General features: G+C 36.7%; 18 protein-coding genes. 13 read left to right on the forward strand and 5 right to left on the reverse strand.

Features of this window, described 5'->3' with window-relative positions:
* Positions 1-66: 66 nt before the first annotated feature.
* The 5 genes from LG402_RS06100 to metG form a co-directional block, all read right to left on the reverse strand.
* Positions 67-1764 carry an NAD-dependent malic enzyme gene (locus LG402_RS06100; protein WP_166541089.1) on the reverse strand — a complete coding sequence of 566 codons (1698 nt, stop codon included), beginning with the start codon at positions 1762-1764 and terminating at the stop codon, positions 67-69.
* A gap of 213 nt (positions 1765-1977) precedes the next feature.
* Entirely contained in the window at positions 1978-2862 is an 885-nt protein-coding gene (gene cdd / locus LG402_RS06105) for a cytidine deaminase (protein WP_166541090.1), read from the reverse strand.
* Between the two features lie 200 nt (positions 2863-3062).
* On the reverse strand, positions 3063-3764 hold the full coding sequence (locus tag LG402_RS06110) for a CidB/LrgB family autolysis modulator (RefSeq protein WP_192876265.1): 702 nt from the start codon (positions 3762-3764) through the stop codon (positions 3063-3065).
* Positions 3758-4231, reverse strand: coding sequence for a CidA/LrgA family protein (locus LG402_RS06115; protein ID WP_109409722.1), 474 nt, complete (start codon positions 4229-4231; stop codon positions 3758-3760). Before LG402_RS06115 ends, LG402_RS06110 begins: the two co-directional genes overlap by 7 nt.
* Positions 4232-4365: 134 nt before the next feature.
* Complete coding sequence (gene metG / locus LG402_RS06120; protein ID WP_166541091.1) at positions 4366-6393, reverse strand: methionine--tRNA ligase; 2028 nt, start codon at positions 6391-6393, stop codon at positions 4366-4368.
* A gap of 204 nt (positions 6394-6597) precedes the next feature.
* Between metG and apbC the strand changes: the two genes are divergently transcribed.
* From apbC to LG402_RS06185, 13 genes are all read left to right on the forward strand, one after another.
* Positions 6598-7710 (forward strand): iron-sulfur cluster carrier protein ApbC, encoded by a 1113-nt coding sequence (apbC, locus tag LG402_RS06125; RefSeq protein ID WP_109409724.1) that lies wholly within the window; start codon positions 6598-6600, stop codon positions 7708-7710.
* Positions 7711-7929: 219 nt separating this feature from the next.
* The gene (gene udk / locus LG402_RS06130; RefSeq protein WP_036938247.1) at positions 7930-8571 is read left to right on the forward strand and encodes a uridine kinase; all 642 of its coding nucleotides are present in this window, start codon (positions 7930-7932) and stop codon (positions 8569-8571) included.
* Between the two features lie 67 nt (positions 8572-8638).
* The gene (gene dcd, locus LG402_RS06135; RefSeq protein WP_072070520.1) at positions 8639-9220 is read left to right on the forward strand and encodes a dCTP deaminase; all 582 of its coding nucleotides are present in this window, start codon (positions 8639-8641) and stop codon (positions 9218-9220) included.
* A gap of 47 nt (positions 9221-9267) precedes the next feature.
* Entirely contained in the window at positions 9268-11202 is a 1935-nt protein-coding gene (gene asmA, locus LG402_RS06140; protein WP_109409726.1) for an outer membrane assembly protein AsmA, read from the forward strand.
* A 277-nt stretch (positions 11203-11479) separates the two neighbouring features.
* Positions 11480-12841: an anaerobic C4-dicarboxylate transporter DcuC gene (gene dcuC / locus LG402_RS06145; RefSeq protein ID WP_087803616.1), complete on the forward strand. Its 1362-nt coding sequence runs from the start codon at positions 11480-11482 to the stop codon at positions 12839-12841.
* A gap of 679 nt (positions 12842-13520) precedes the next feature.
* On the forward strand, positions 13521-16238 hold the full coding sequence (locus LG402_RS06150) for a type VI secretion system Vgr family protein (RefSeq protein WP_227336609.1): 2718 nt from the start codon (positions 13521-13523) through the stop codon (positions 16236-16238).
* Complete coding sequence (locus tag LG402_RS06155; protein ID WP_227336610.1) at positions 16228-16851, forward strand: T6SS effector amidase Tae4 family protein; 624 nt, start codon at positions 16228-16230, stop codon at positions 16849-16851. Before LG402_RS06150 ends, LG402_RS06155 begins: the two co-directional genes overlap by 11 nt.
* Entirely contained in the window at positions 16848-17303 is a 456-nt protein-coding gene (locus LG402_RS06160) for a hypothetical protein (RefSeq protein WP_227336611.1), read from the forward strand. The genes LG402_RS06155 and LG402_RS06160 overlap by 4 nt, the downstream gene beginning before the upstream one ends.
* Positions 17304-17601: 298 nt before the next feature.
* The gene (locus LG402_RS06165) at positions 17602-19245 is read left to right on the forward strand and encodes a lipase family protein (RefSeq protein WP_227336612.1); all 1644 of its coding nucleotides are present in this window, start codon (positions 17602-17604) and stop codon (positions 19243-19245) included.
* Positions 19193-19987: a hypothetical protein gene (locus LG402_RS06170; protein ID WP_166540032.1), complete on the forward strand. Its 795-nt coding sequence runs from the start codon at positions 19193-19195 to the stop codon at positions 19985-19987. The genes LG402_RS06165 and LG402_RS06170 overlap by 53 nt, the downstream gene beginning before the upstream one ends.
* A gap of 31 nt (positions 19988-20018) precedes the next feature.
* The gene (locus LG402_RS06175) at positions 20019-20600 is read left to right on the forward strand and encodes a hypothetical protein (RefSeq protein ID WP_227336613.1); all 582 of its coding nucleotides are present in this window, start codon (positions 20019-20021) and stop codon (positions 20598-20600) included.
* Between the two features lie 243 nt (positions 20601-20843).
* Positions 20844-21638 carry a hypothetical protein gene (locus LG402_RS06180; protein ID WP_227336614.1) on the forward strand — a complete coding sequence of 265 codons (795 nt, stop codon included), beginning with the start codon at positions 20844-20846 and terminating at the stop codon, positions 21636-21638.
* Between the two features lie 31 nt (positions 21639-21669).
* Positions 21670-22251, forward strand: a complete 582-nt coding sequence (locus LG402_RS06185; protein WP_227336613.1) for a hypothetical protein — start codon at positions 21670-21672, stop codon at positions 22249-22251.
* Positions 22252-22430: the final 179 nt, after the last annotated feature.

The following is a 22430-nucleotide window of genomic DNA, read 5'->3' on the forward strand; positions in this document are numbered from 1 at the left end:
AGAAAAAAGCGCCTCATATTAAGTAATGATGCGCTTTTCAGAATGGTACTTAGTATTTAAAACGATTTAGAATGACGTTCTTTTGTAAATACGGTATTCAGGCTGCCAATAGTTGCGTTCAATGGCTTCTTCTAATGCTGAATCTGAGGTAACAGTAGCAACACCTTGAACTTGTGCTTCTTTTGCAACTTGTTTTGCTATATAACGCGAAACTTGTTGAATATCAGCCAGTAAAGGTAATAGTGAGCCATCTCCCTCTTTTGCCATTGGTGAACAATCAGCTAATGCACGACTTGCAACCATTAACATGGCATCAGTCACACGTTTAGCACCACAGGCAATAACACCTAACCCAATGCCTGGGAAGATATAAGAGTTATTACATTGTGCAATTGGATACTCTTTATCTTTGTATTTTACAGGTGCAAATGGGCTACCCGTTGCCACTAAAGCTTGGCCATCTGTCCAATTGATAATATCTTCAGGGCGTGCTTCAACACGTGAAGTTGGGTTAGATAATGGCATCACGATAGGGCGTTCACAGTGTTTGTGCATTTCACGAATAATTTCTTCAGTGAATAAACCTGCTTGTCCTGAAACACCAATCAAAATAGTTGGTTTTGCATTCTTCACCACTTCTAACAGCGAAATAGCATCGCTTTCTATTTCCCAATCAGCAATGGTTTCACTTTTTTGGATAAGTTTGCTTTGGAAATCAAGTAAATTTGGCAGTTTGTCTGTCAATAAACCAAAACGGTCAACCATGAAGATACGCTCACGCGCTTGCTCATCACTTAAGCCTTCAGATTTCATTTGGGCAATGATTTGCTCAGCAATGCCACAACCTGCAGAGCCTGCACCTAAGAAAGTGACGGTTTGGTCTTTTAATTGGCGACCCGCAGCACGGCTAGCCGCGATAAGACTACCTAAGGTAACAGACGCAGTGCCTTGAATATCATCGTTAAAGCAACATAATTCATCACGATAACGGTTTAGTAAAGGCATCGCGTTTTTTTGCGCGAAGTCTTCAAATTGCAGTAAAACATTTGGCCAGCGACGTTTAACAGCTTGAATAAATTCATCAACGAATTCGTTATATTCATCACCAGTAATACGAGGATGGCGCCATCCCATATATAGTGGATCGTTTAAACGTTGTGGATTGTTAGTACCAACATCAAGTACAACAGGCAGTGTGTACGCCGGGCTGATACCCCCACACGCAGTATATAAAGAGAGTTTACCGATAGGAATACCCATACCGCCGATACCTTGGTCACCTAGACCAAGAATACGTTCGCCATCAGTGACAACAATGACTTTTACGTTTTGTTTAGTGGCGTTTTGCAGCATATCGTCGATATTGGCGCGGTTAGGGTAAGAGATAAATAAACCACGAGCACGACGATAAATATCAGAGAAATGTTCACAAGCTTCACCCACTGTTGGTGTGTAAATGATTGGCATCATTTCAGTAAGGTGAGATTCCAATAAACGGTAAAACAGAGTTTCATTGGTGTCTTGGATGTTTCTTAGGTAAATATGTTTGTCGTTATCGTTTTTGAAATCAAGATATTGGCGATAAGCGCGTTCAACCTGCTCTTCAATGGTTTCAACTGCTTCAGGCAGTAAACCATGTAAGTTAAAGGTGCTGCGTTCTTCTTCGCTGAAAGCACTACCTTTATTTAACAGGGGAAATTCAAGCAGGATTGGGCCTGCATACGGGATGTAGAGAGGGCGTTTACTTTCGTGTTCCAGTTCCATGAAAAATACTCTTGTAAGGCAGTTAGTCACATGACAATAGTAGATCCTACAAAATAATAAAAATATGTACAGCTTATGTTATTTTTTTATGATTTTTATGCTTAGAAATGAGAGATAGATACAGTTGTTACAACTTTTTCTGGTAAGCACCAGCAAAATTTACATGCTGATGCTTTTTTAGGAGAGATTTTTAGAGGAATAAGTTAAAACTTTTTACAAAGTGATGCGTTGCATCTGGCGACAACCTAAAGCCGTTAATGTGGCTTGAGTTGCATCCCATTGCGTTAAAATTGTTTCTGCTTTTTCAATTAAGACCGCAGATTCAATTTCCATCACACTCTCACCCGCCATATTTAATAAAATTAATGCGGCTTGTAATGGTGGTAAGCTTGGGTTAAATGCGGCATTTTCTGCGTAGCTACCTTGGAAAATTTTGCCATTTTTCATTTGAACAGCAATTCCGCTGTGAGACTCACTATAAGGTGCATGGCTACGATTGGCGGCTTGTAGCGCCTGTTGTGCTAATTCACTAGGGTTATCAATTTTGTAACTGTGATTAACTTTATCCATTAATAAAGAAGTGATATTGAGATCCTTCGGACCAAAGCTATCAGGTAAATAATCCCCCAATGTCGCTACTTTTCTACCAGGTAATTGGATCTGAATATGGGTGCCACTGTTGAGTTCATTCATAAACTGGCGACAATGACCACAAGGTGTATAGTTAACGGTGATTGAAATTAAGCGAGATTCACCACGTAGCCATGCATGAGTTACCGCACTTTGTTCGGCATGGACTGTTTGTTGTAATGGTGCGCCAGCAAATTCCATATTGGCACCGAAGTAGAGATTACCACTTTCACCACGCGCAACTGCACCTACTTTGAAGTTAGAGATAGGTGCAACAGCACAAGCTGCAGCAACCGGTAAAAGTGCGAGGGCTAAGGCATCATCATTACATTGTAACTGTGTTTTTATGGCGTTGACCTGCTCTGCCGTAAACATTGCAGGGAATTCATCCTGCTCAAGATAAGGAGCAAGTGCGTGTTGTAACTGAGGGGATAAATCTGACCAAACTGCCTGAAAACGAGTATGCATACATGAGTCTCCCATTAATCTTTCTGTATTATAAGATTCTAGGCATCTTTACCCATTCTTATATGTGATGAAAATCATATTTTCAATGAAACAATTGCAACAAATTCATTAATTGAGAGATGTATCTCAAATTTATAGTAAAAATCCCCGAAATAAATTTAATTAAATCGGGGATTTAAGAATGGAGAGTAAGAAAGATATCAACTATAAAGATGCAAAATAATAGGGAAGATAAATGGAGCAAGTAAAGAGGTAATAATCCCGCAGGTCATTAATGCTAATGAACTGTAAGCACCTTCGATATAATCCACTTCAGCAGCTCTTGCTGTTCCTACTGCGTGAGAAACGGTTCCCATCGCTAGACCCCGAGAGGCGTGAGTTGGAATTCGCAATATCTTGAATAGAGTGTGACCAAAAATGGCACCTAAAATACCTACTGCAATAACACATGCAGCACTGATTGCAGGAATACCACCTATGGAGTCTGCAACTGCCATTGCGATAGGTGTTGTGACTGATTTAGGTAAGACTGATGCGGCAATTTCTGGGGTTGCGCCCGCCCATAAGGCAATCGCAGTACCACTGACCATGGCTGCAACACTACCAATAAAGCAAATGCTTATCAGTGATTTCCACTGTGCGCGAATTTGGTGTAATTGCTGATAAAGCGGGATAGCTAAAGCAACAACGGCAGGTTGTAATAAATCATTTAAAATACGACTACCGGCAAAATAGTGTTCGTAAGGAGTGTGTGTAATTAACAGGATAGGAATAATAACCGCAATACCAATAAGTAAAGGGTTCAATATAGGTAATTTATAACGAGCAGCAAGTTTACGTGATAAATAAAAGATAATTATGGTTAAAGGAAGTGACCACCATATATTCATTAACACTAACATTTTTTCTTCTCACTTAATGCTTTATCATCATCTTTTTCTTTTGTTTCAATAACATCTTCAACTAGATCTGGTTTTGAACCTACGATAATACGCTCACGATGGACATAATGTGAACAGTAAGCAACCAGTGCCATAACACCAAAGGTACTGACTACACAGGCTAAAACGATAGGGAAGAGCTGCTGACTAAGTAAATCATAATAATTCATTACGGCTACCCCGATAGGGATAAACAGCAATGACATGTTTTTTAGCAGGATATTGGCGCCAGGTTTAACCCAACGTAACGGAATAAGCTGGAAAGCAAGTAAACCAAAAAGGATCAATAAGCCAACAATACTACCAGGAACCGCGAAGGGTAGAAGGGCTGAAATAAGATTACCTGCAAAAAGACAAAGATAAAGAACCAAAAAAGATCGTAGATAATGCCAAAGTGTAATCTGCAATCGTGCCCGTTTAGATTTCATAAGTAAGTGTCCCAAATCAACTAACAGAATTATCATACACCGATTTTGAAAGTGTGCTATGGATCACAATAAAAAAAGAGCGGGGCTCTAATAGAACCCCGCCATTTATTTATTTGGCAAATGAATCTTGGTTGTTATTTCACTTGTTGACCCGGTTTTGCACCAGAATCTGGGCTGAGTAAGAAGATATCTTTATCGCCAGGGCCTGCTGCCATTACCATGCCTTCTGAAATACCAAAACGCATTTTACGAGGTGCTAAATTTGCCACCATTACCGTTAAGCGACCTTCTAACACTTTAGGATCTGGGTATGCCGTACGAATACCTGAGAATACTTGGCGAGTTTCACCACCTAAGTCCAAAATTAATTTCAGTAGTTTGTCTGAGCCTTCAACAAAATCGGCTTGTTTAATTTCAGCAATACGCATATCGATTTTTGCAAAATCATCAAAGTTGATGGTTTCTTGGATCGGTGAATCAGCTAATGGGCCTGTGACTTCTTTTACAGGTGCAATGGTGCTTTTTGATGCTTCAACCATTGCATTGGCTTTATCCATTTCAATGCGGTTAAACAATGCTTTGAATTTAGTGATCTCTTGGCCTAACAGTGGTTGTTCAAGTGCATCCCATGTTAATTGGGTTTGTAAAAATGCTTCTGAACGTTCTGTCAGTGAAGGTAAAACTGGTTTCAGGTACGTCATCAGTATGCGGAATAAGTTAATTCCCATAGTACAGATTGCTTGTAACTGAGCATCTTGACCTTCTTGTTTAGCCACTACCCAAGGTGCTTTTTCGTCAATATAACGGTTAGCTTCATCAGCTAATGCCATAATTTCGCGAACAGCTTTACCAAATTCACGATTTTCGAATGACTGTGCGATAGTTTCTTGCATATCAACAAAGTGTTGATAAAGCTTAGCATCATCTAAAGAATCCGCTAATTTGCCATCAAATCGCTTGCTGATGAAACCTGCTGTACGCGATGCAAGGTTAACGACTTTATTAACAATGTCACTGTTAACACGTTGAACAAAGTCTTCTAAGTTTAGGTCAATATCGTCAATGCGTGATGAAAGTTTTGCTGCATAGTAATAACGCAGGCAATCAGCATCAAAATGATCAAGATAAGCACGAGCTGTAATAAAGGTGCCTCGAGATTTAGACATCTTGGCGCCATTTACAGTGACATAACCGTGAACAAACAGGTTTGTCGGCTTGCGATATTCACTGCCTTCTAACATAGCTGGCCAGAATAAGCTGTGGAAATAGACGATATCTTTACCAATAAAGTGATAAAGGTCAGCTTTGCTGTCTTTATTCCAAAACTCATCAAAACTTAAATCACCTCGTTTTTCACATAAGTTTAAGAATGAACTCATGTAGCCAATCGGTGCATCTAGCCATACATAGAAATATTTACCCGGTGCATCTGGAATTTCGAAACCGAAATAAGGCGCATCACGAGTGATATCCCATTGTTGTAAACCACTGTCGAACCATTCTTGCATTTTATTCGCAACTTGTTCTTGCAGTGCGCCTGAGCGGATCCATGCTTGTAGCATGTTACTAAATGCAGGTAAGTCAAAGAAGTAGTGTTCTGTTTCGCGCATTACAGGTGTTGATCCTGAAACGACAGAACGTGGATTAATTAATTCTGTTGGGCTGTATGTTGAGCCGCATACTTCACAGTTATCACCATATTGGTCTTGTGCTTTACATTTAGGGCACGTGCCTTTTACAAAACGGTCAGGTAGGAACATGCCTTTTTCTTCATCATAAAGCTGAGAAATTGTTTTGCTTTTGATGTGACCATTTTTCTTCAGTGCTAGATAAATTTTTGTCGATAATTCGCGACTTTCTTCACTGTGTGTAGAGTGATAATTATCATAACTGATATTGAAGCCTGCAAAATCCTGCTGATGCTCTTTGCTCATTTCTTCAATCATCGCTTCTGGAGTTATACCCAGTTGTTGAGCTTTCAGCATAATTGGGGTGCCGTGGGCATCGTCAGCGCAGATGAAATGAACTTCTTTGCCGCGCATTCGTTGATAACGGACCCAGATATCTGCCTGAATGTGCTCAAGGATATGACCGAGATGAATTGAACCGTTAGCATAAGGTAACGCGCAGGTTACCAATAATTTATTCGCGACGTGAGACATAGTAAGGATCTTACTTCCATAAAATTAATAAAAGGGACTTTGATGGTAACCGATCCGTCATGATGTCGCTAGGGCAATAATGGAGTTTTTGCAAGAGAAATTTCAGTTGGCAAATTGAGGTAAGGCATTATCGTAGTCATCTACTATCTGATATGATAGATACACTCATATATTTAATAAATAATGAAAACGAGAGGAGCCGGGATGAGTGATAAATCCCCCGAGCAGACCACCCCTGAGATTCTGAACGAAAAAGTTTCAGGTGTCTTGTCTACTTTTGAACACCCGACATTGAAACGTAATCTGCTTTCTCTAAAAGCATTACATCAATGTGCGATGATTGACGATGTTCTTCATATCGAATTAGTGATGCCATTTGTTTGGAAAAAACCTTTCCAAGTGCTAATCGAAGAAAAGACAGCTGAACTTCGTGACATCACAGGCGCAAAAGCAATTGAATGGAAACTCAAGCATAATATTTCAACCTTACGTCGTGCAAATGATCTGCCTGGCGTTAATGGTGTACGTAATATTCTTGCGGTGAGTTCTGGTAAAGGTGGCGTAGGTAAATCAAGTACTGCTGTTAATCTTGCATTAGCCCTTGCACAAGAAGGCGCTAAAGTAGGTATTCTTGATGCGGATATTTATGGTCCATCTATTCCTAATATGTTAGGTACCACAATGGAGCGTCCAACGTCTCCTGATGGACAACATATGGCGCCAATTATGGCGTATGGATTAGCGTCTAACTCTATTGGTTATTTAGTGACTGATGATAATGCGATGGTATGGCGTGGTCCTATGGCGAGCAAAGCGTTAATGCAAATGCTCCAAGATACGTTGTGGCCTGACTTAGATTATCTTGTTATCGATATGCCACCAGGAACAGGTGATATTCAATTAACCTTATCCCAAAATATCCCTGTAACTGCAGCCGTTGTGGTAACAACACCTCAGGATATTGCGCTGGTGGATGCAATGAAAGGGATTGTCATGTTTAAGAAAGTCAATGTGCCTGTATTAGGTATTATTGAAAACATGAGTGCGCATATTTGTAGCAACTGTGGTCACCTTGAACCTATCTTTGGTACAGGTGGTGCGGCGAAATTGGCGGAGAAATATCATTGCCAATTATTAGGTCAAGTTCCTCTTCATATCTCTTTACGTGAAGATTTAGATCGTGGACAGCCAACAGTGATGCGTGATCCAGAAGGTGAATTTGCTGATATTTATCGTGAAATAGCGTCAACCGTTTCTGCTCAAATGTATTGGGATGGTGATGCAATTCCAACGGAAATTTCTTTCCGCGCAGTGTAATCGCAGTAAAATAATGCCTGATATTATTTGCTGATTAAAATGGAGAGTCATTTGGCTTTCCATTTTTTACATGTGATTTCCGGCTGTTTTTGATAAAAAACAAATAGATTTCTGGTTTTACGCTGGAACCAGAGTGATTTCAAACTATAATCTGCGCTAGCGTAATATTTACATATTATTACGTTATCCCTCTTTTTATTTCAAACCAGGTTTTTGATTATGGCTGACACAGCACATCAGTGCACAATTGTAGGTATCGCTGGAGCTTCTGCTTCGGGTAAAAGTCTTATTGCAAGTACGCTTTACCGTGAATTAAGAGCACAAGTAGGTGATCATAATATCGGTGTGATACCAGAAGATTGTTATTATCGTGACCAAAGTGATTTAACGATGGAAGAACGATATAAGGTCAATTATGACCACCCAAATTCGATGGATCATGCACTTTTATACCAGCATTTGTGTGAACTAAAAGCAGGAAATGCCATCGAACTCCCTCAGTATGACTACGTTGCTCACACTCGCAAAACAGAATCCATCCCTTTTAAGCCTAAAAAAGTTATTATTATTGAAGGCATCTTGTTATTAACAGATAAGCGCCTACGCGAAGAGATGGATTTCTCTATCTTTGTTGATACGCCATTAGATATTTGCTTAATGCGTAGAATTAAACGTGATGTAAATGAACGTGGACGTAGCTTAGACTCAGTCATTGAACAATATAATAAAACTGTTCGTCCGATGTTCTTCCAGTTTATTGAACCTTCTAAACAATATGCCGATATTATTGTGCCAAGAGGGGGTAAAAACCGCGTTGCGATTGATATTCTGAAAGCAAAAATTGGGCAGTTCTGCGAATAATAGGTTCATTTATGGGCAGCTTTCATGCATGATGAAACTGCCTAATTAACTTGAAGAAGGAAATAAAATGCGATTATGCGACCGTGATATTATTCAGTGGCTGGATGAAGGTAAATTAGTCATTGAGCCTCGCCCGCCTGTCGAGCGAATTAACGGCGCAACAGCAGATGTTCGCTTAGGAAACCAGTTTCGTGTTTTCCAAGGACATACTGCCGCTTATATTGATCTGAGTGGTCCAAAAGCTGAAGTGAATGCTGCATTAGAACGTGTGATGAGTGATGAGATTGTTTTACCTGAAGGTGAGGCGTTTTACTTACATCCTGGTGAATTAGCATTGGCTGTGACACTAGAATCAGTCACATTACCTGATAATGTGGTGGGGTGGCTAGATGGACGCTCATCATTAGCACGTTTAGGCTTGATGGTGCACGTTACTGCACATCGTATTGATCCTGGTTGGCATGGGCAAATCGTATTAGAATTCTTTAATTCAGGTAAACTGCCTCTTGCATTAAGACCGGGCATGGTGATTGGTGCATTAAGTTTTGAACCTATGTCTGGCCCCGCCGATAGACCTTATAATCGTCGTCAAGATGCTAAATATAAAAATCAACAAGGTGCGGTAGGTAGTCGAATTAGTGAAGATTAACTATCTTTATAATCATCATTATCAGATTTTACTAAACGGGTAATTATATGAAAAGGTTTTTGACAACACTGGCTATTTTGCTTGTGGTTATTTTGGCAGGCTTAACAGCATTAGTTTTACTCATTAACCCTAATGATTTCCGTGGATATCTTGTTGAGCGAGTTGAAAAACAAAGCGGTTATAAACTCACATTACAAGATGATATGCGTTGGCATGTTTGGCCAAAACTGAGCATTATCAGTGGTAAAATGTCATTGACAGCACCTGGTGCTGAAATGCCTTTAATTACTGCGGATAATATGCGTCTGGATGTTGAGTTATTACCGCTTCTTTCTCATCAACTTGAAGTAAAAGAAGTCATGCTTAAAGGTGCTGTAGTACGTCAAACACCTGAAAGTAAGGCTATCCCTAAAATAGTTTCTCCTTCTACGCCTAAAGATGTTTCTCACCCTGTGATTGAAACAAGAGCGAATAATTGGCAGTTAAATATTGCCAAAGTCAAAATTTCAGACAGCTTAATTATTTGGCAGATGAAAGATGGTGAGCAACTTAATTTGCGTGATATTAATTTATCGCTGAAAACAGATGATAAAAAACAAATTAATCTAGAGATGAGCACGAAAGTAAATCGTGATCGTCGTGAGATAACGCTAAATGTTGCCGCTAATGCTGATATGAACAGCTATCCTTACCAAATCAACGGTACGATCACACAGCTAGATTATGCATTATCCGGTGTGGAAATCCCTGAAAATGGCATAACAGGAAGTTTAACCTCAGATTTTATGATCCAAAATGAGGGTGTGAGAAAAATTTCATTTGATAATCTAAATCTAACTGCTAATGACAGTCAATTACAAGGTAGTGTTAGTGCAGAGTTTGCAAATAAAACACGTTATCAAGTTGATTTAAAAGGTGAACAATTAAATTTAAATACGTTGTTACCAGAGTTAGCAACGGCTAAAACAACTGAAACTGCATTATTGTCCCTTAAAGATAATAAGACACTATCATCATTTTCATTATTTAATACTGCACACGCGGCTCCAGCACCTAATGCCACGATTATGGCCAAGCCAGTTATTACTTCAGTGACTGTTGAAAATAAAGAATATGATTTAACGCATTGGGGTGATCTTGAATTTACGCTGAAATTAGCACTGAATAAGCTCCTTTATAAAGATTTAGAGATTAATGATTTTAAACTTGATGCGCTAAATAATCCTAACTCGATGAATATTCAAACTTTAACAGGAAAGATTCATCAGGGTGATTTTTCACTACCTACTGTGATTTCTACAAGTATTGTGCCAGCACATATTAGTATGGATATCACAATGAATAATATTCCGTTACAACCTCTATTGCGTGCGTTTAATCAGCCTGAAAATTTCAGTGGATTAATTTCAGCCAAAGGAAATATCGAAGGTGCGGGATATAACCGAAAAGCCTTTTATCATTACTGGCAGGGCACACTCAATACCTCATTAACTCAATTTAAGATGCAGGGCCTAAATGTCCCACAGGTGATCCAGCAATCTATTGCTCAAGCGACAGATAAAGTGATTTATCCTGAAGATATAGAAAGTTACACCCAAGCAGATAATGTCATTGCCCAATTTAAATTAACACCCAAAGGACAATTGACGGTTAATTCCCTTGATGCCCAAGCGGATGCTTATCAAATTAAAGGGCAGGGTAAAGTTAACCTTCAGCGTCATGATCTTGATGTAACATTATTGGTTAATATTAAAAAAGGGTGGGGTAAAGAAAATGAATTTATTCGCCAACTGGCTAAAATTGATATTCCATTAAGGCTTTATGGAGATTGGAATGCGGTGCAATATGAACTCAATGTTGAAAAATTATTGCGCGATCAATTACAGCAAAAAGCGAAACAAGCCATCGATAATTGGCTGAATAAGCAAGATGCTGAAAGCCCAGAAGTAAAAGCACTTAATCAGCTATTGAAGAAAATTTAATTTCACGACTTTTAACTTCATCACACTCTTAATAAAAGCACACAATTTTGATAATTGTGTGCTTTTTGCTTTATATCTATCATTTAATTTATGTTTTGAATGAAAAGTAAGCATTCGTGCTATACCTATGCAAAAAAATAGTCGTTTTTTTTGATATATGTCATACACTGCAACGTTGCCTTTGGGCAGAGTGTGTCAATCGCACTAAACGCAAAAATGATGATAAAAAATAAAAAAACTTCATTTTATAAATGACTACTTTAGACAGGATAAATAAATGATTGAAATTCTTATCGGCGCCTTAGTTGCTGTAGGCGTTGGACGTTATATTGTAAAAGGCTATTCACCAACCGGTGTTCTAATGACAGGTGGTCTGTTATTACTGATCATCAGCGTTATTATGGGAAGAGCTGTTTTACCTGCAAGTGCAACTGCGACAGGCTATGGCTTAATCGATATTGTTGAGTATGTGAAAAATCTACTAATGAGCCGTGGTGGCGATTTAGGTATGATGATCATGATACTTTGTGGTTTTGCTTCTTATATGACACACATCGGTGCTAATGATGTTGTTGTTAAATTAGCATCACGCCCGCTGAAAATGATCAACTCACCTTATCTGCTGATGGTTGCGGCTTACATTGTTGCATGTTTGATGTCACTGGCTGTTTCATCAGCAACAGGTTTAGGGGTGTTGTTAATGGCAACTTTATTCCCTGTTATGGTGAATATGGGCATTAGTCGCGGTGCCGCAGCTGCAATTTGTGCATCTCCAGCCTCTATTATTTTAGCGCCAACATCGGGAGATGTTATTTTAGCCGCTGAAGCATCTCAAATGCCGCTGATTGACTTCGCATTTAAAACCACATTGCCTATCTCTATTGCTGCAATTATTGGTATGTGCATTGCGCACTTCTTCTGGCAACGTTACCTTGACCGCAAAGAGCACATTGAAACTGAAATGTTAGACGTGAATGAAATCAAAACTCACGCACCAAGTTTCTATGCGATTTTACCTTTTACGCCAATCATTGGTGTTCTCGTTTTTGATGGTAAATGGTTACCAGAGCTTCATATCGTTGCCATTATTATCATCTGTATGATTTTAGCGGCTATTATCGAATTCATTCGCAGCTTCAGTGCAAAACAGGTTTTTGAAGGTTTAGAAGTTGCTTATCGCGGTATGGCAGATGCATTTGCTCAAGTTGTTATGTTATTAGTCGCTGCAGGAGTATTTGCTCAAGGCTTAACAACAGTTGGCTTTATTAATGCCTTAATTGAAGGCGCTCAGTCATTAGGCTCAGGTGCTATCGTGATGATGATTGCGCTGGTATTAATTACCATGTTAGCTGCGATGACAACAGGCTCAGGGAACGCACCATTCTATGCTTTCGTTGAATTAATTCCTCGTTTAGCAAGCAATATGGGTGTTAACCCAGCTTATTTAACTATTCCTATGTTACAAGCTTCAAACTTAGGCCGTACATTATCACCTGTTTCTGGTGTTGTGGTTGCGGTATCAGGTATGGCGAAAATTTCACCGTTTGAAGTGATGAAACGTGTTTCTGTACCAGTATTAGTAGGACTGGTTATTGTTATTGTTGCGACTGAAATTCTTGTACCAAGTACATTAGGTTAATTATTAACTTATTAAATTAATCTAAATTTATTGTTTTAAATTTTATTGGCGGGTTTTGTAATTGAACAAAGCCCGTTTTTTATTGAATAAAATTTAAAAATTCTGCCTTATTCTTTCTCATCACACTCATAAATATATAAATAAATATAATAAATCTTATTCTACTCCTATTTGGAGTGATTAAATATTTTTATATTCAAAATTCTATATATATAATTAAATTTTACTTTAAATACTCTATTAATATCCCGTGTTGTATTAAATTTGTATTGTTTTATTTGTAACTGATTGTATTTAATGGATAACATTATTTTTTGATAAAATTTAGTAAAAAATTAACTGTAAATATATTACTAATATAAATAAAAGTAACTACTTATTTATTCCTATTTTTTTACTGTTAAATCACATTTAAAAATAAATAGGTTTAATTTATTTTATGTATCGTGGTATGTTTGGCTTAAATCACTGGTAAGTATTATTAAATACGCTTTTTTATTGGCTAAAAATGATGCTATGGATAATGAATTGATAATCACGCCTTATGTGCTTTGGTTTACAGCAAAGGGCGGTAGCGTGTTTTATGGTGATTAATAGGGTAATTCACAGTGAATAACCACTAAAAAATACACTACTGATCAATTAAATACATAAAAAAGAGAATGTAAAAATGGAGAATATGGCCAGGTACAATGGACAAAATCGCTATTATCTTAATGTACAAGGATGTGATGTTTTATTTGATGTAGAACACTTCACTGGACGCGAAGCAATAAGTGATACCTACCATTATCAAATTACCTTTACTTGCCAAACTCAAGATTTACAGCCACAACAACTCTTGCGCCGTAGTGCAACGCTATCTTTTACACCGCCAATTAACAGTATTACCGATTTGGCAACGCAAGAGCCCATCACTAAGCAAGTTCATGGTGTTATCACACAATTTCGGCGTTTATCAGGTTCGGTGGATGAAGCGCGTTATCAACTCGTTATTGAGCCTGTCTTTGCATTATTACGTCATCAAATCCGCTCTCATCGATTTTTCCTCAATCAATCTGTGCCTGATGTTGTAAGCCAAATTTTACGTGAGCATAATTTTAAAGATTGGGAATTTGAATTTACACTTAAAAATGAATATCCCAAGCGTGAGCAAGTTAATCAATACAATGAGAGTGATCGTCAATTTATAGAACGACTATTAAGTGAAGTTGGTATTTTTTACTCATTCTATTTGCAAGACCAAACACAAACCGAAGTCATCCGTTTTGCCGATCGCCAAAGTGCTTATATCTTTGATAAAACATTACCTCTCAATAGCCCTTCCGGTATGAACGATAACCACCAAGAAAGCGTATGGGGATTATCATTACACCATCAAGTGGTCGAACAAAATGTATTAACAAAAGACTATAACCATCGACAAGCGCAAGACACATTATTATCTGCAGTTGCTGATATGACACGTGGTGAAGGTGATGAAATCCACTATGGTGAAGTTTATCATTACCAAGCAAGACATCTTACTCGTGGCGATAAACTCACACCTGAAGCAGAAACTGCTAACTTTTGGGCAAGACTCGATCATGAACGTTTTCTCACTCGACAAACCCGCTTAAAAGGTGAAAGTAATGCCGACTTTTTATCACCGCTCCAAGTGCTTTCTATCACTGATAACGCAATACCTTCATCATTACCGTCTGTGTTTCAATCACCGATTTTAATCACTCGCCTACGCTTTAGTGGTGGTCGAGAAAAAGCACTACAAGTACGATTTAATGCGATCCCCTACAGTGAAACTCTGTGTTGGAGACCTGCGTTAAAGCCTCGTCCTGTCGTCTCTGGCACATTAACAGCACGCATTACCAGTGCAAAGGATAACGATATTTACGCCCACCAAAATGAACACGGTTTTTATTGGGTAAAATTTGATGCTGACCGTGATGAAAAACCCATGGGTTATGAAAGTATGCCAGTACGTTTGGCAAAACCTTATGCGGGCGATACCTATGGGATGCATTTTCCGTTAATTCAAGGTACTGAAGTCGCTATCGCCTTTCATGAGGGCGACCCAGACCGACCTTATATCGCCCATGCATTGCATGATTCGCGTCATCCCGATCATGTAACGGATAGAAACAACACTCGTAATGTGATTCGTACCCCTGCAAATAATAAATTGCGAATGGAGGATAAACGTGGACAGGAGCATATTAAACTCAGCACCGAATATGGTGGTAAATCTCAGTTAAGCTTAGGTCATATTGTCGATGCCAATCGTGATAAACGTGGCGAAGGTTTTGAGTTACGCACTGACAGTTGGGGAGCAATAAGAGCAGGTAAAGGATTGTTTATTAGTGCAGATAATCAAGCCAAAGCAGGTGGTGAAGTGCTGGCAATGGAGGAGGCTATTGAACAATTAGAGCAGGCTTTATCACTCGCTAGAAATCTACAAAAAGCAGCTATAGTCGCTCATGCCAGTAGCAATGATTTAGAAAGTCAATCAAGTTTAAATTCAACTTTAAAATATTTATCCTCCGCAGGTATGCTTTTACATGCACCAAAAGGTATTGGTATTTTAAGTCCCAAAGCTATTATGCTTTCTTCTGGAGTTGAAAGCATTGGGATCATATCGGGCCATAATACGGATATTAGTGCAGAAAATTCAATAACAGCAACAGCGAGTGAAACAATAAGTTTATTTGCTAGAAAATCAGGAATGAAATTATTTGCAGGACAAGGAAAATTAGAATTACAAGCTCAGGATGATGAATTAAATGCCATTGCATTAAGCAATATATTATTAAGTAGTGAGCAAGGTAAGGTTCTTATTAAAGCTGAGCAAGAGCTTACTTTAACTTGTGGTGATGCTTATATCACGCTTAAAAATGGAAATATTGAACTGGGTTGTCCTAAAAATATTCTATTAAGATCATCTAATGTCCAAAAAATGGGAGCTGCTTCCTTATCAACCCCAATTAATGAACTTCCCCGAGGTTTTAGTGGTGAGTATGTATTAACGAGTGAACAAACTGGAGAGCCATTAGCTTTCACTTCTTATAAAATCACAACAGAGGAAGGCGAAGAATATAATGGAGTTTCTGATAAAGATGGGAAAACACTAACTATCTATACGTCTTATCCCAACTCATTAGAAATCGAATTTCCTGATACCATTCACGATGAGCAATTCAAAGCAACCAATATATTGACAGGAGCTCCTATTCCTAATTACCCATATTATATGACATCAAATAACGGTAAGATTTTATTTGGATATACAAACAGTGAGGGATTAACAGAACGATTTGAAACAGGTGTTGAATCTGACATCAAAATTTTATGGGGAGATGAAGCACTAGAAAAAATAGAACTAGGAGAAACAAATGCCGAATAAAGAGACAACAGCTAAAACTAATGGAAACTCAAATTCGATCAAAACACTCTCACTTAATGTCTTACAATTTGAGAAATTATGGGATGCTTATCCATCTTCAACAATAGAACACAAAGATCCTAAAACGCGAGATGATGTTTTTTCAGATCACTGTGCTATACATGTCAGTGAAGCACTATATCAATGTGGAATACTCATGAGGAGTTTCCATGGTACTCGTTGTTGGCATTGCCCAACACCTGACGATAAAACAAAAAAAGGGATACATGCAATTAGGGCACAAGAATTAAGTAATTATTTACAAAATCAACCTTTTGCAGGTTGTCCTAAAGCAATAAAATTAACTGGGAGTTCATACGAAAGCGTAATATCAGATAAAACAGGCATTATATTTTTTCAAGATTATTGGTTACGAGCAGGAGAAAAAACAGCAACAGGAGACCATATTGATTTATGGAATAAAGGTGAATTAGCCGGTAGTGGAACAATAGGCTCTTTTTTTAGAGTGACTTTTCCTAATTTTACAGAAAGTTTTACTGATTTATTTGGTTCAAACGCGCGAGTAACATCCCTTGAAAAAGCAAAAAAAGTTCTTTTTTGGGAGATTTTATGAATAAATATATTTTAAGTTTTTTATCAATTTTAATCATTTCATTTTATTCTTTAATTCTATTGTTATCCATTGATGGTTTTAAACGAAATAGTAAAATTAATAATTTATTAAATGAGCTTCCGTCATTTTTTACTCCTACTTATTCTTTTGTTTTTTTATTTATTATAATGATAATATTAAATACAATAGCATTCTCTCTATTCAAACAATTTAGAATGAAAATTAGCACAGTAATTATACCTTCATTCTTTATTTCATTGCTTATTTATTTTACCGTCATTTTAATTCCAAATTTAAATACCTATTTATATGATAAATATATTTTTATTTTTTACAATGGGGTTATTTATAATGGCGAGGAACGTACGCAACAAGTTTTCTCTTTTATGTTTAGAATATTCACTATAATTTCCGTTTTCAGCATTATATTAATAAGTTTTTTAAAAAAATAAAAAGTAAAAATTTATAAGGAAATAAATATGTTTTCTAATAACACATCGTCGGTCTGTCAAACAAAAATAGTAAGTTTGAATAATAATCAAAAAAAAATACTGGGTTGAAATAAAGTTAGTTGATGAGCTAAATAAACCTATTGCTGGTATATCATGGTATGCTGAAAATGAATCAACACGTTGTGGGCATAATAAGATTTATAAAGGAAAAAGTGATAAAGATGGAATAATTACCATTAAAAACTTACATAAACTGGAACTTTCTCTCTTTCTAGAAGCCCAGGAATTTGCTGATGAAATGGAAAAACGACAACTTAGATTAAGCCGACACGATGAAGGTTCAACAATCAAATATGATACAGATAAGAGCCATATTTATCACTATGCAAAAATTGGGGAACTATGCAACCAAGCGCCTGTAATTGAAAATTGGAATGATGATAAATTACCATTCTATCATTTCCCAAATGGAAATAAATTTGATGGATATAAAATATCCGATCAACAGTTAGATAAACGTCATGTTATTGAAATTTGCCCTTTCCGCGCATGGTTACTCATTCTTCATCATATACCCGAATATTCCCTAGTTAATGCATATAATCTCGCCGTGATGTCTGATTTAGCCTACCTTGATAAACCCGATTTAATTAAATTTTTCGATCGTGACTTTCAAGATTTATCGGCTATTCCACAGCTCACAAAATCAACAATTATGCCTTACACCGTAGTGAATGATGTCCCATTTAGTGAACGTTACTATTCTCCTGTTTTTATGGATACTCGCCGAGCAACTATTCCAGTTGGTAATACGCAACTTTTTTATGTTGAAAATAAAGAGCATATTATTGTTTCTTGGCGAGGTACATGGGAGGCACCAGATTGGTTTACTGATATTAATTATATTCCAAGTATTTGCCCAAAAGAGATTGCCTCTGAAGGGAAAATACATGGGGGGTTTTTAGATGCCTATAATATAGCAAAAGTGAGTTTTAAAGATATTTGGGATGAGCTAGTTGATAAAATAAAAAATAAAAAAACATTTATTTGTGGACATAGTTTAGGAGGCGCACTTGGTCTAACTTATGCCGCTGAAATGAAAAATTATAAACCTTTATTATATACTTATGGTATGCCTCGTATTTTTTCAGCTAAAGCCATTCAAACGATGACTAGTTTTGTTCATTACCGACATGTTAATGATTCCGATACTGTCACCAGCGTGCCTCCTGACGCTGATTTAGATAACTGGTTATATGGCAAATTTGGTTACTTGGGTAACACTTTTGGTTTTATTTGGGCGGGTTTAGTTCAACTTCCATTAGATAAAATAGGCGCCATATCTGGAGATCCTTTTTGGCATCATGGTGAATTAGTTTGCTTTTTTAAAATATCACAACATATTGAATATTTAGTATGCCATGATTATACTTTACAATTATATTGCCGTCGGCAAACTAGCCCACTTCCTTATAAAGTAAAGCTTTTTCTTGTTCCATCGTTAGCAAAGCTAGATAATGAGCAGGCACGGGCTAACCAAGAAGCATTAATGGAAGAATATAACCTCGATGATTATGAAAATTTGTTCCCCTCCAATACAAATCCATTGTTAGATAGCTTTACAGATCCTAGAAATCATTCTATGTCAGATATGTATGTTCCATATATAAACAATGAATTATTAGAAGCTTCTTGGCCAGAGCTAGAATTACAACGCAAACTCAATCGACAGAAGTTTAAAGAACAAATACAACAATACACCAATAGAAATGATACTGATCAAACTAGGATCCCTCCCAAAAGAGTTGCAAGAGATAAATGTTTTTTAGGCATGCAAGAATCAGTGGCTATCACTCTTAATATCACAAAATCAATTCCAGGAGGCGAAAATGCCCTTATCCGTTTTAGCCGTAAGGCAAAAGAAGAGATGGAGCGTTTATAAATGTTTTCTCTTACTGCCTATCATCATTATGATCCAAGGCTGTGCACCTCGTAGTGATAAAAATAAAACACTGTCTCCTCCTGCTAATACAGAGTGGGTTACCGTCGGGATCAAACTTCCAGAAGGCATTGAGGCATTACCTCTAAATGTACTTTATCGCTCCGATATTTGCCAACGTGCTCGATATAATTCAGCTGGCGAGAAATATTATATTCCGGGTTTTAATCCTAATACCGTAACACTTAAACAACAAGGTAGCAGTGATATCTATCAGACTAAAATCGCCCTGAATGGAGGCGGTTCATGTCAATGGCAATTAAGTGAAGTTTGGATATCAATCATTTACAAAAAAACATTGAATACTGATAGTGACTTTGAAGCAATACCATCACATAGACTTATTTTAATCTTTAATGGCCACAATTTTCGCCCGCCAGAACTAATAAGAAATTTAATAGAAAATGAAAAAATAGAACTGAATTACTATCCAGTATTTATTAATAGTAAAATAGAAAATAGAAAAAAAATAATCCTATTTAATAGTTGGGATAGGCCTCAATATATATCAGTCAATGATGAAAAAAATATATTATTCACCCCTATCTATCATAAAGATAATATCACGAATATTGATATGCCTAAAGAGCTAGGAAGTGCTAATATTATTTATTACTCAGATGGCACTATAGAAAAAATCAACTCTTCAAGACCAAATTATAATAAATTAAAAAGTCTTAACTAAATATAACTTCAATTACAATTCAGGAGGTTATTTGAACCTATTTACGTCAAATATAAGGCAAGAGAAGAAATGGAGCGTTTATAAGTTTTTTCTCTTACTGCCTATCATCATTATGATCCAAGGCTGTGCACCTCGTAGTGATAAAAATAAAACACTGTCTCCTCCTGCTAATACAGAGTGGGTTACCGTCGGGATCAAACTTCCAGAAGGCATTGAGGCATTACCTCTAAATGTGCTTTATCGCTCCGATATTTGCCAACGTGCTCGATATAATTCAGCTGGCGAGAAATATTATATTCCGGGTTTTAATCCTAATACCGTAACACTTAAACAACAAGGTAACAGTGATATCTATCAGGCACAAATAGCCCTTAATGGGGGCGGGGCATGTCACTGGCAATTAAGTGAAGTTTGGATGTCAATCGTTTATAAAAAAACACCAAATACTTATAATGATTTTGAAACAATACCATCAGATGAACTTATTTTAATCTTTAAGGACCATAATTTTCGTCCGCCAGAACTGATAAGAAATTTAATAGAAAATGAAAAAATAGAACTGAATTACTATCCAGTATTTATTAATAACGAAGTATCAAATGAAAAAAAATAACTTTATTTAACCATTGGGGTAGATCTCAATATATATTAGTTAATAATGAAAGAAATATATTATTTACCCCTCTCTTTCATAAGGATAATATCACGAAGATTGACATGCCTAAAGAGCTAGAAAAAGATATTATTATTTATTATTCAGATGGCACCATAGAAAAAAAATCTTCATGGCCTCCAAATTATAATAAATTAAAAAGTCTTAACTAAATATAACTTCAATTACAATTCAGGAGGTTATTTGAACCTATTTATGTCAAATATAAGGCAAGAGAAGAAATGGAGCGTTTATAAGTTTTTTCTCTTACTGCCTATCATCATCATGATCCAAGGCTGTGCTCCTCGTAGTGATAAAAATAAAACACTGTCTCCTCCTGCTAATACAGAGTGGGTTACCGTCGGGATCAAGCTTCCAGCAGGGATTGAGGTATTACCTTTAAATGTGCTTTATCGTTCCGAAATTTGCCAACGCGCTCAATATAACTCTGCAGGTGAGAAAGAGTATATTTCTGGTTTTAATCCTAACGCCGTAGCACTTAAACAACAAGGTAGCAGTGATATCTATCAGACTAAAATCGCCCTGAATGGAGGCGGTTCATGTCAATGGCAATTAAGTGAAGTTTGGATATCAATCATTTACAAAAAAACTCTGAATACTGATAGTGACTTTGAAGCAATACCATCACATAAACTTATTTTACTCTTTAATAACAATAAATATAATGAAGGAGAAATTATAAGAAATTTAATAGAAAATGAAAAAATAGAACTTAATTACTATCCGGTATTTATTAATAACGAAGTATCAAATGAAAAAAAAATAACTTTATTTAACCATTGGGGTAGATCTCAATATATATTAGTTAATAATGAAAGAAATATATTATTTACCCCTCTCTTTCATAAGGATAATATCACGAAGATTGACATGCCTAAAGAGCTAGAAAAAGATATTATTATTTATTATTCAGATGGCACTATAGAAAAAATCAACTCTTCAAGACCAAATTATAATAAATTAAAAAGTCTTAACTAAATATAACTTCAATTACAATTCAGGAGGTTATTTGAACCTATTTACGTCAAATATAAGGCAAGAGAAGAAATGGAGCGTTTATAAGTTTTTTCTCTTACTGCCTATCATCATTATGATCCAAGGCTGTGCACCTCGTAGTGATAAAAATAAAACACTGTCTCCTCCTGCTAATACAGAGTGGGTTACCGTCGGGATCAAACTTCCAGAAGGCATTGAGGCATTACCTCTAAATGTGCTTTATCGCTCCGATATTTGCCAACGTGCTCGATATAATTCAGCTGGCGAGAAATATTATATTCCGGGTTTTAATCCTAATACCGTAACACTTAAACAACAAGGTAACAGTGATATCTATCAGGCACAAATAGCCCTTAATGGGGGCGGGGCATGTCACTGGCAATTAAGTGAAGTTTGGATGTCAATCGTTTATAAAAAAACACCAAATACTTATAATGATTTTGAAACAATACCATCAGATGAACTTATTTTAATCTTTAAGGACCATAATTTTCGTCCGCCAGAACTGATAAGAAATTTAATAGAAAATGAAAAAATAGAACTGAATTACTATCCAGTATTTATTAATAACGAAGTATCAAATGAAAAAAAATAACTTTATTTAACCATTGGGGTAGATCTCAATATATATTAGTTAATAATGAAAGAAATATATTATTTACCCCTCTCTTTCATAAGGATAATATCACGAAGATTGACATGCCTAAAGAGCTAGAAAAAGATATTATTATTTATTATTCAGATGGCACCATAGAAAAAAAATCTTCATGGCCT

This window comes from Proteus sp. NMG38-2 (genome assembly GCF_020640995.1).
Taxonomy (GTDB): Bacteria; Pseudomonadota; Gammaproteobacteria; order Enterobacterales; family Enterobacteriaceae; genus Proteus.

Excerpts from the sequence above, each read along its gene's own strand:
- LG402_RS06155 (WP_227336610.1), top strand. The coding sequence starts at position 16,228 with ATGCCGAATAAAGAGACAACAGCTAAAACTAATGGAAACTCAAATTCG.
- LG402_RS06110 (WP_192876265.1), bottom strand. The coding sequence starts at position 3,764 with ATGTTAGTGTTAATGAATATATGGTGGTCACTTCCTTTAACCATAATT.
- LG402_RS06165 (WP_227336612.1), top strand. The coding sequence starts at position 17,602 with ATGGAAAAACGACAACTTAGATTAAGCCGACACGATGAAGGTTCAACA.
- asmA (WP_109409726.1), top strand. The coding sequence starts at position 9,268 with ATGAAAAGGTTTTTGACAACACTGGCTATTTTGCTTGTGGTTATTTTG.
- LG402_RS06115 (WP_109409722.1), bottom strand. The coding sequence starts at position 4,231 with ATGAAATCTAAACGGGCACGATTGCAGATTACACTTTGGCATTATCTA.
- cdd (WP_166541090.1), bottom strand. The coding sequence starts at position 2,862 with ATGCATACTCGTTTTCAGGCAGTTTGGTCAGATTTATCCCCTCAGTTA.
- metG (WP_166541091.1), bottom strand. The coding sequence starts at position 6,393 with ATGTCTCACGTCGCGAATAAATTATTGGTAACCTGCGCGTTACCTTAT.
- LG402_RS06100 (WP_166541089.1), bottom strand. The coding sequence starts at position 1,764 with ATGGAACTGGAACACGAAAGTAAACGCCCTCTCTACATCCCGTATGCA.
- LG402_RS06170 (WP_166540032.1), top strand. The coding sequence starts at position 19,193 with ATGCCCTTATCCGTTTTAGCCGTAAGGCAAAAGAAGAGATGGAGCGTT.
- udk (WP_036938247.1), top strand. The coding sequence starts at position 7,930 with ATGGCTGACACAGCACATCAGTGCACAATTGTAGGTATCGCTGGAGCT.
- dcd (WP_072070520.1), top strand. The coding sequence starts at position 8,639 with ATGCGATTATGCGACCGTGATATTATTCAGTGGCTGGATGAAGGTAAA.
- LG402_RS06150 (WP_227336609.1), top strand. The coding sequence starts at position 13,521 with ATGGCCAGGTACAATGGACAAAATCGCTATTATCTTAATGTACAAGGA.
- apbC (WP_109409724.1), top strand. The coding sequence starts at position 6,598 with ATGAGTGATAAATCCCCCGAGCAGACCACCCCTGAGATTCTGAACGAA.
- dcuC (WP_087803616.1), top strand. The coding sequence starts at position 11,480 with ATGATTGAAATTCTTATCGGCGCCTTAGTTGCTGTAGGCGTTGGACGT.
- LG402_RS06160 (WP_227336611.1), top strand. The coding sequence starts at position 16,848 with ATGAATAAATATATTTTAAGTTTTTTATCAATTTTAATCATTTCATTT.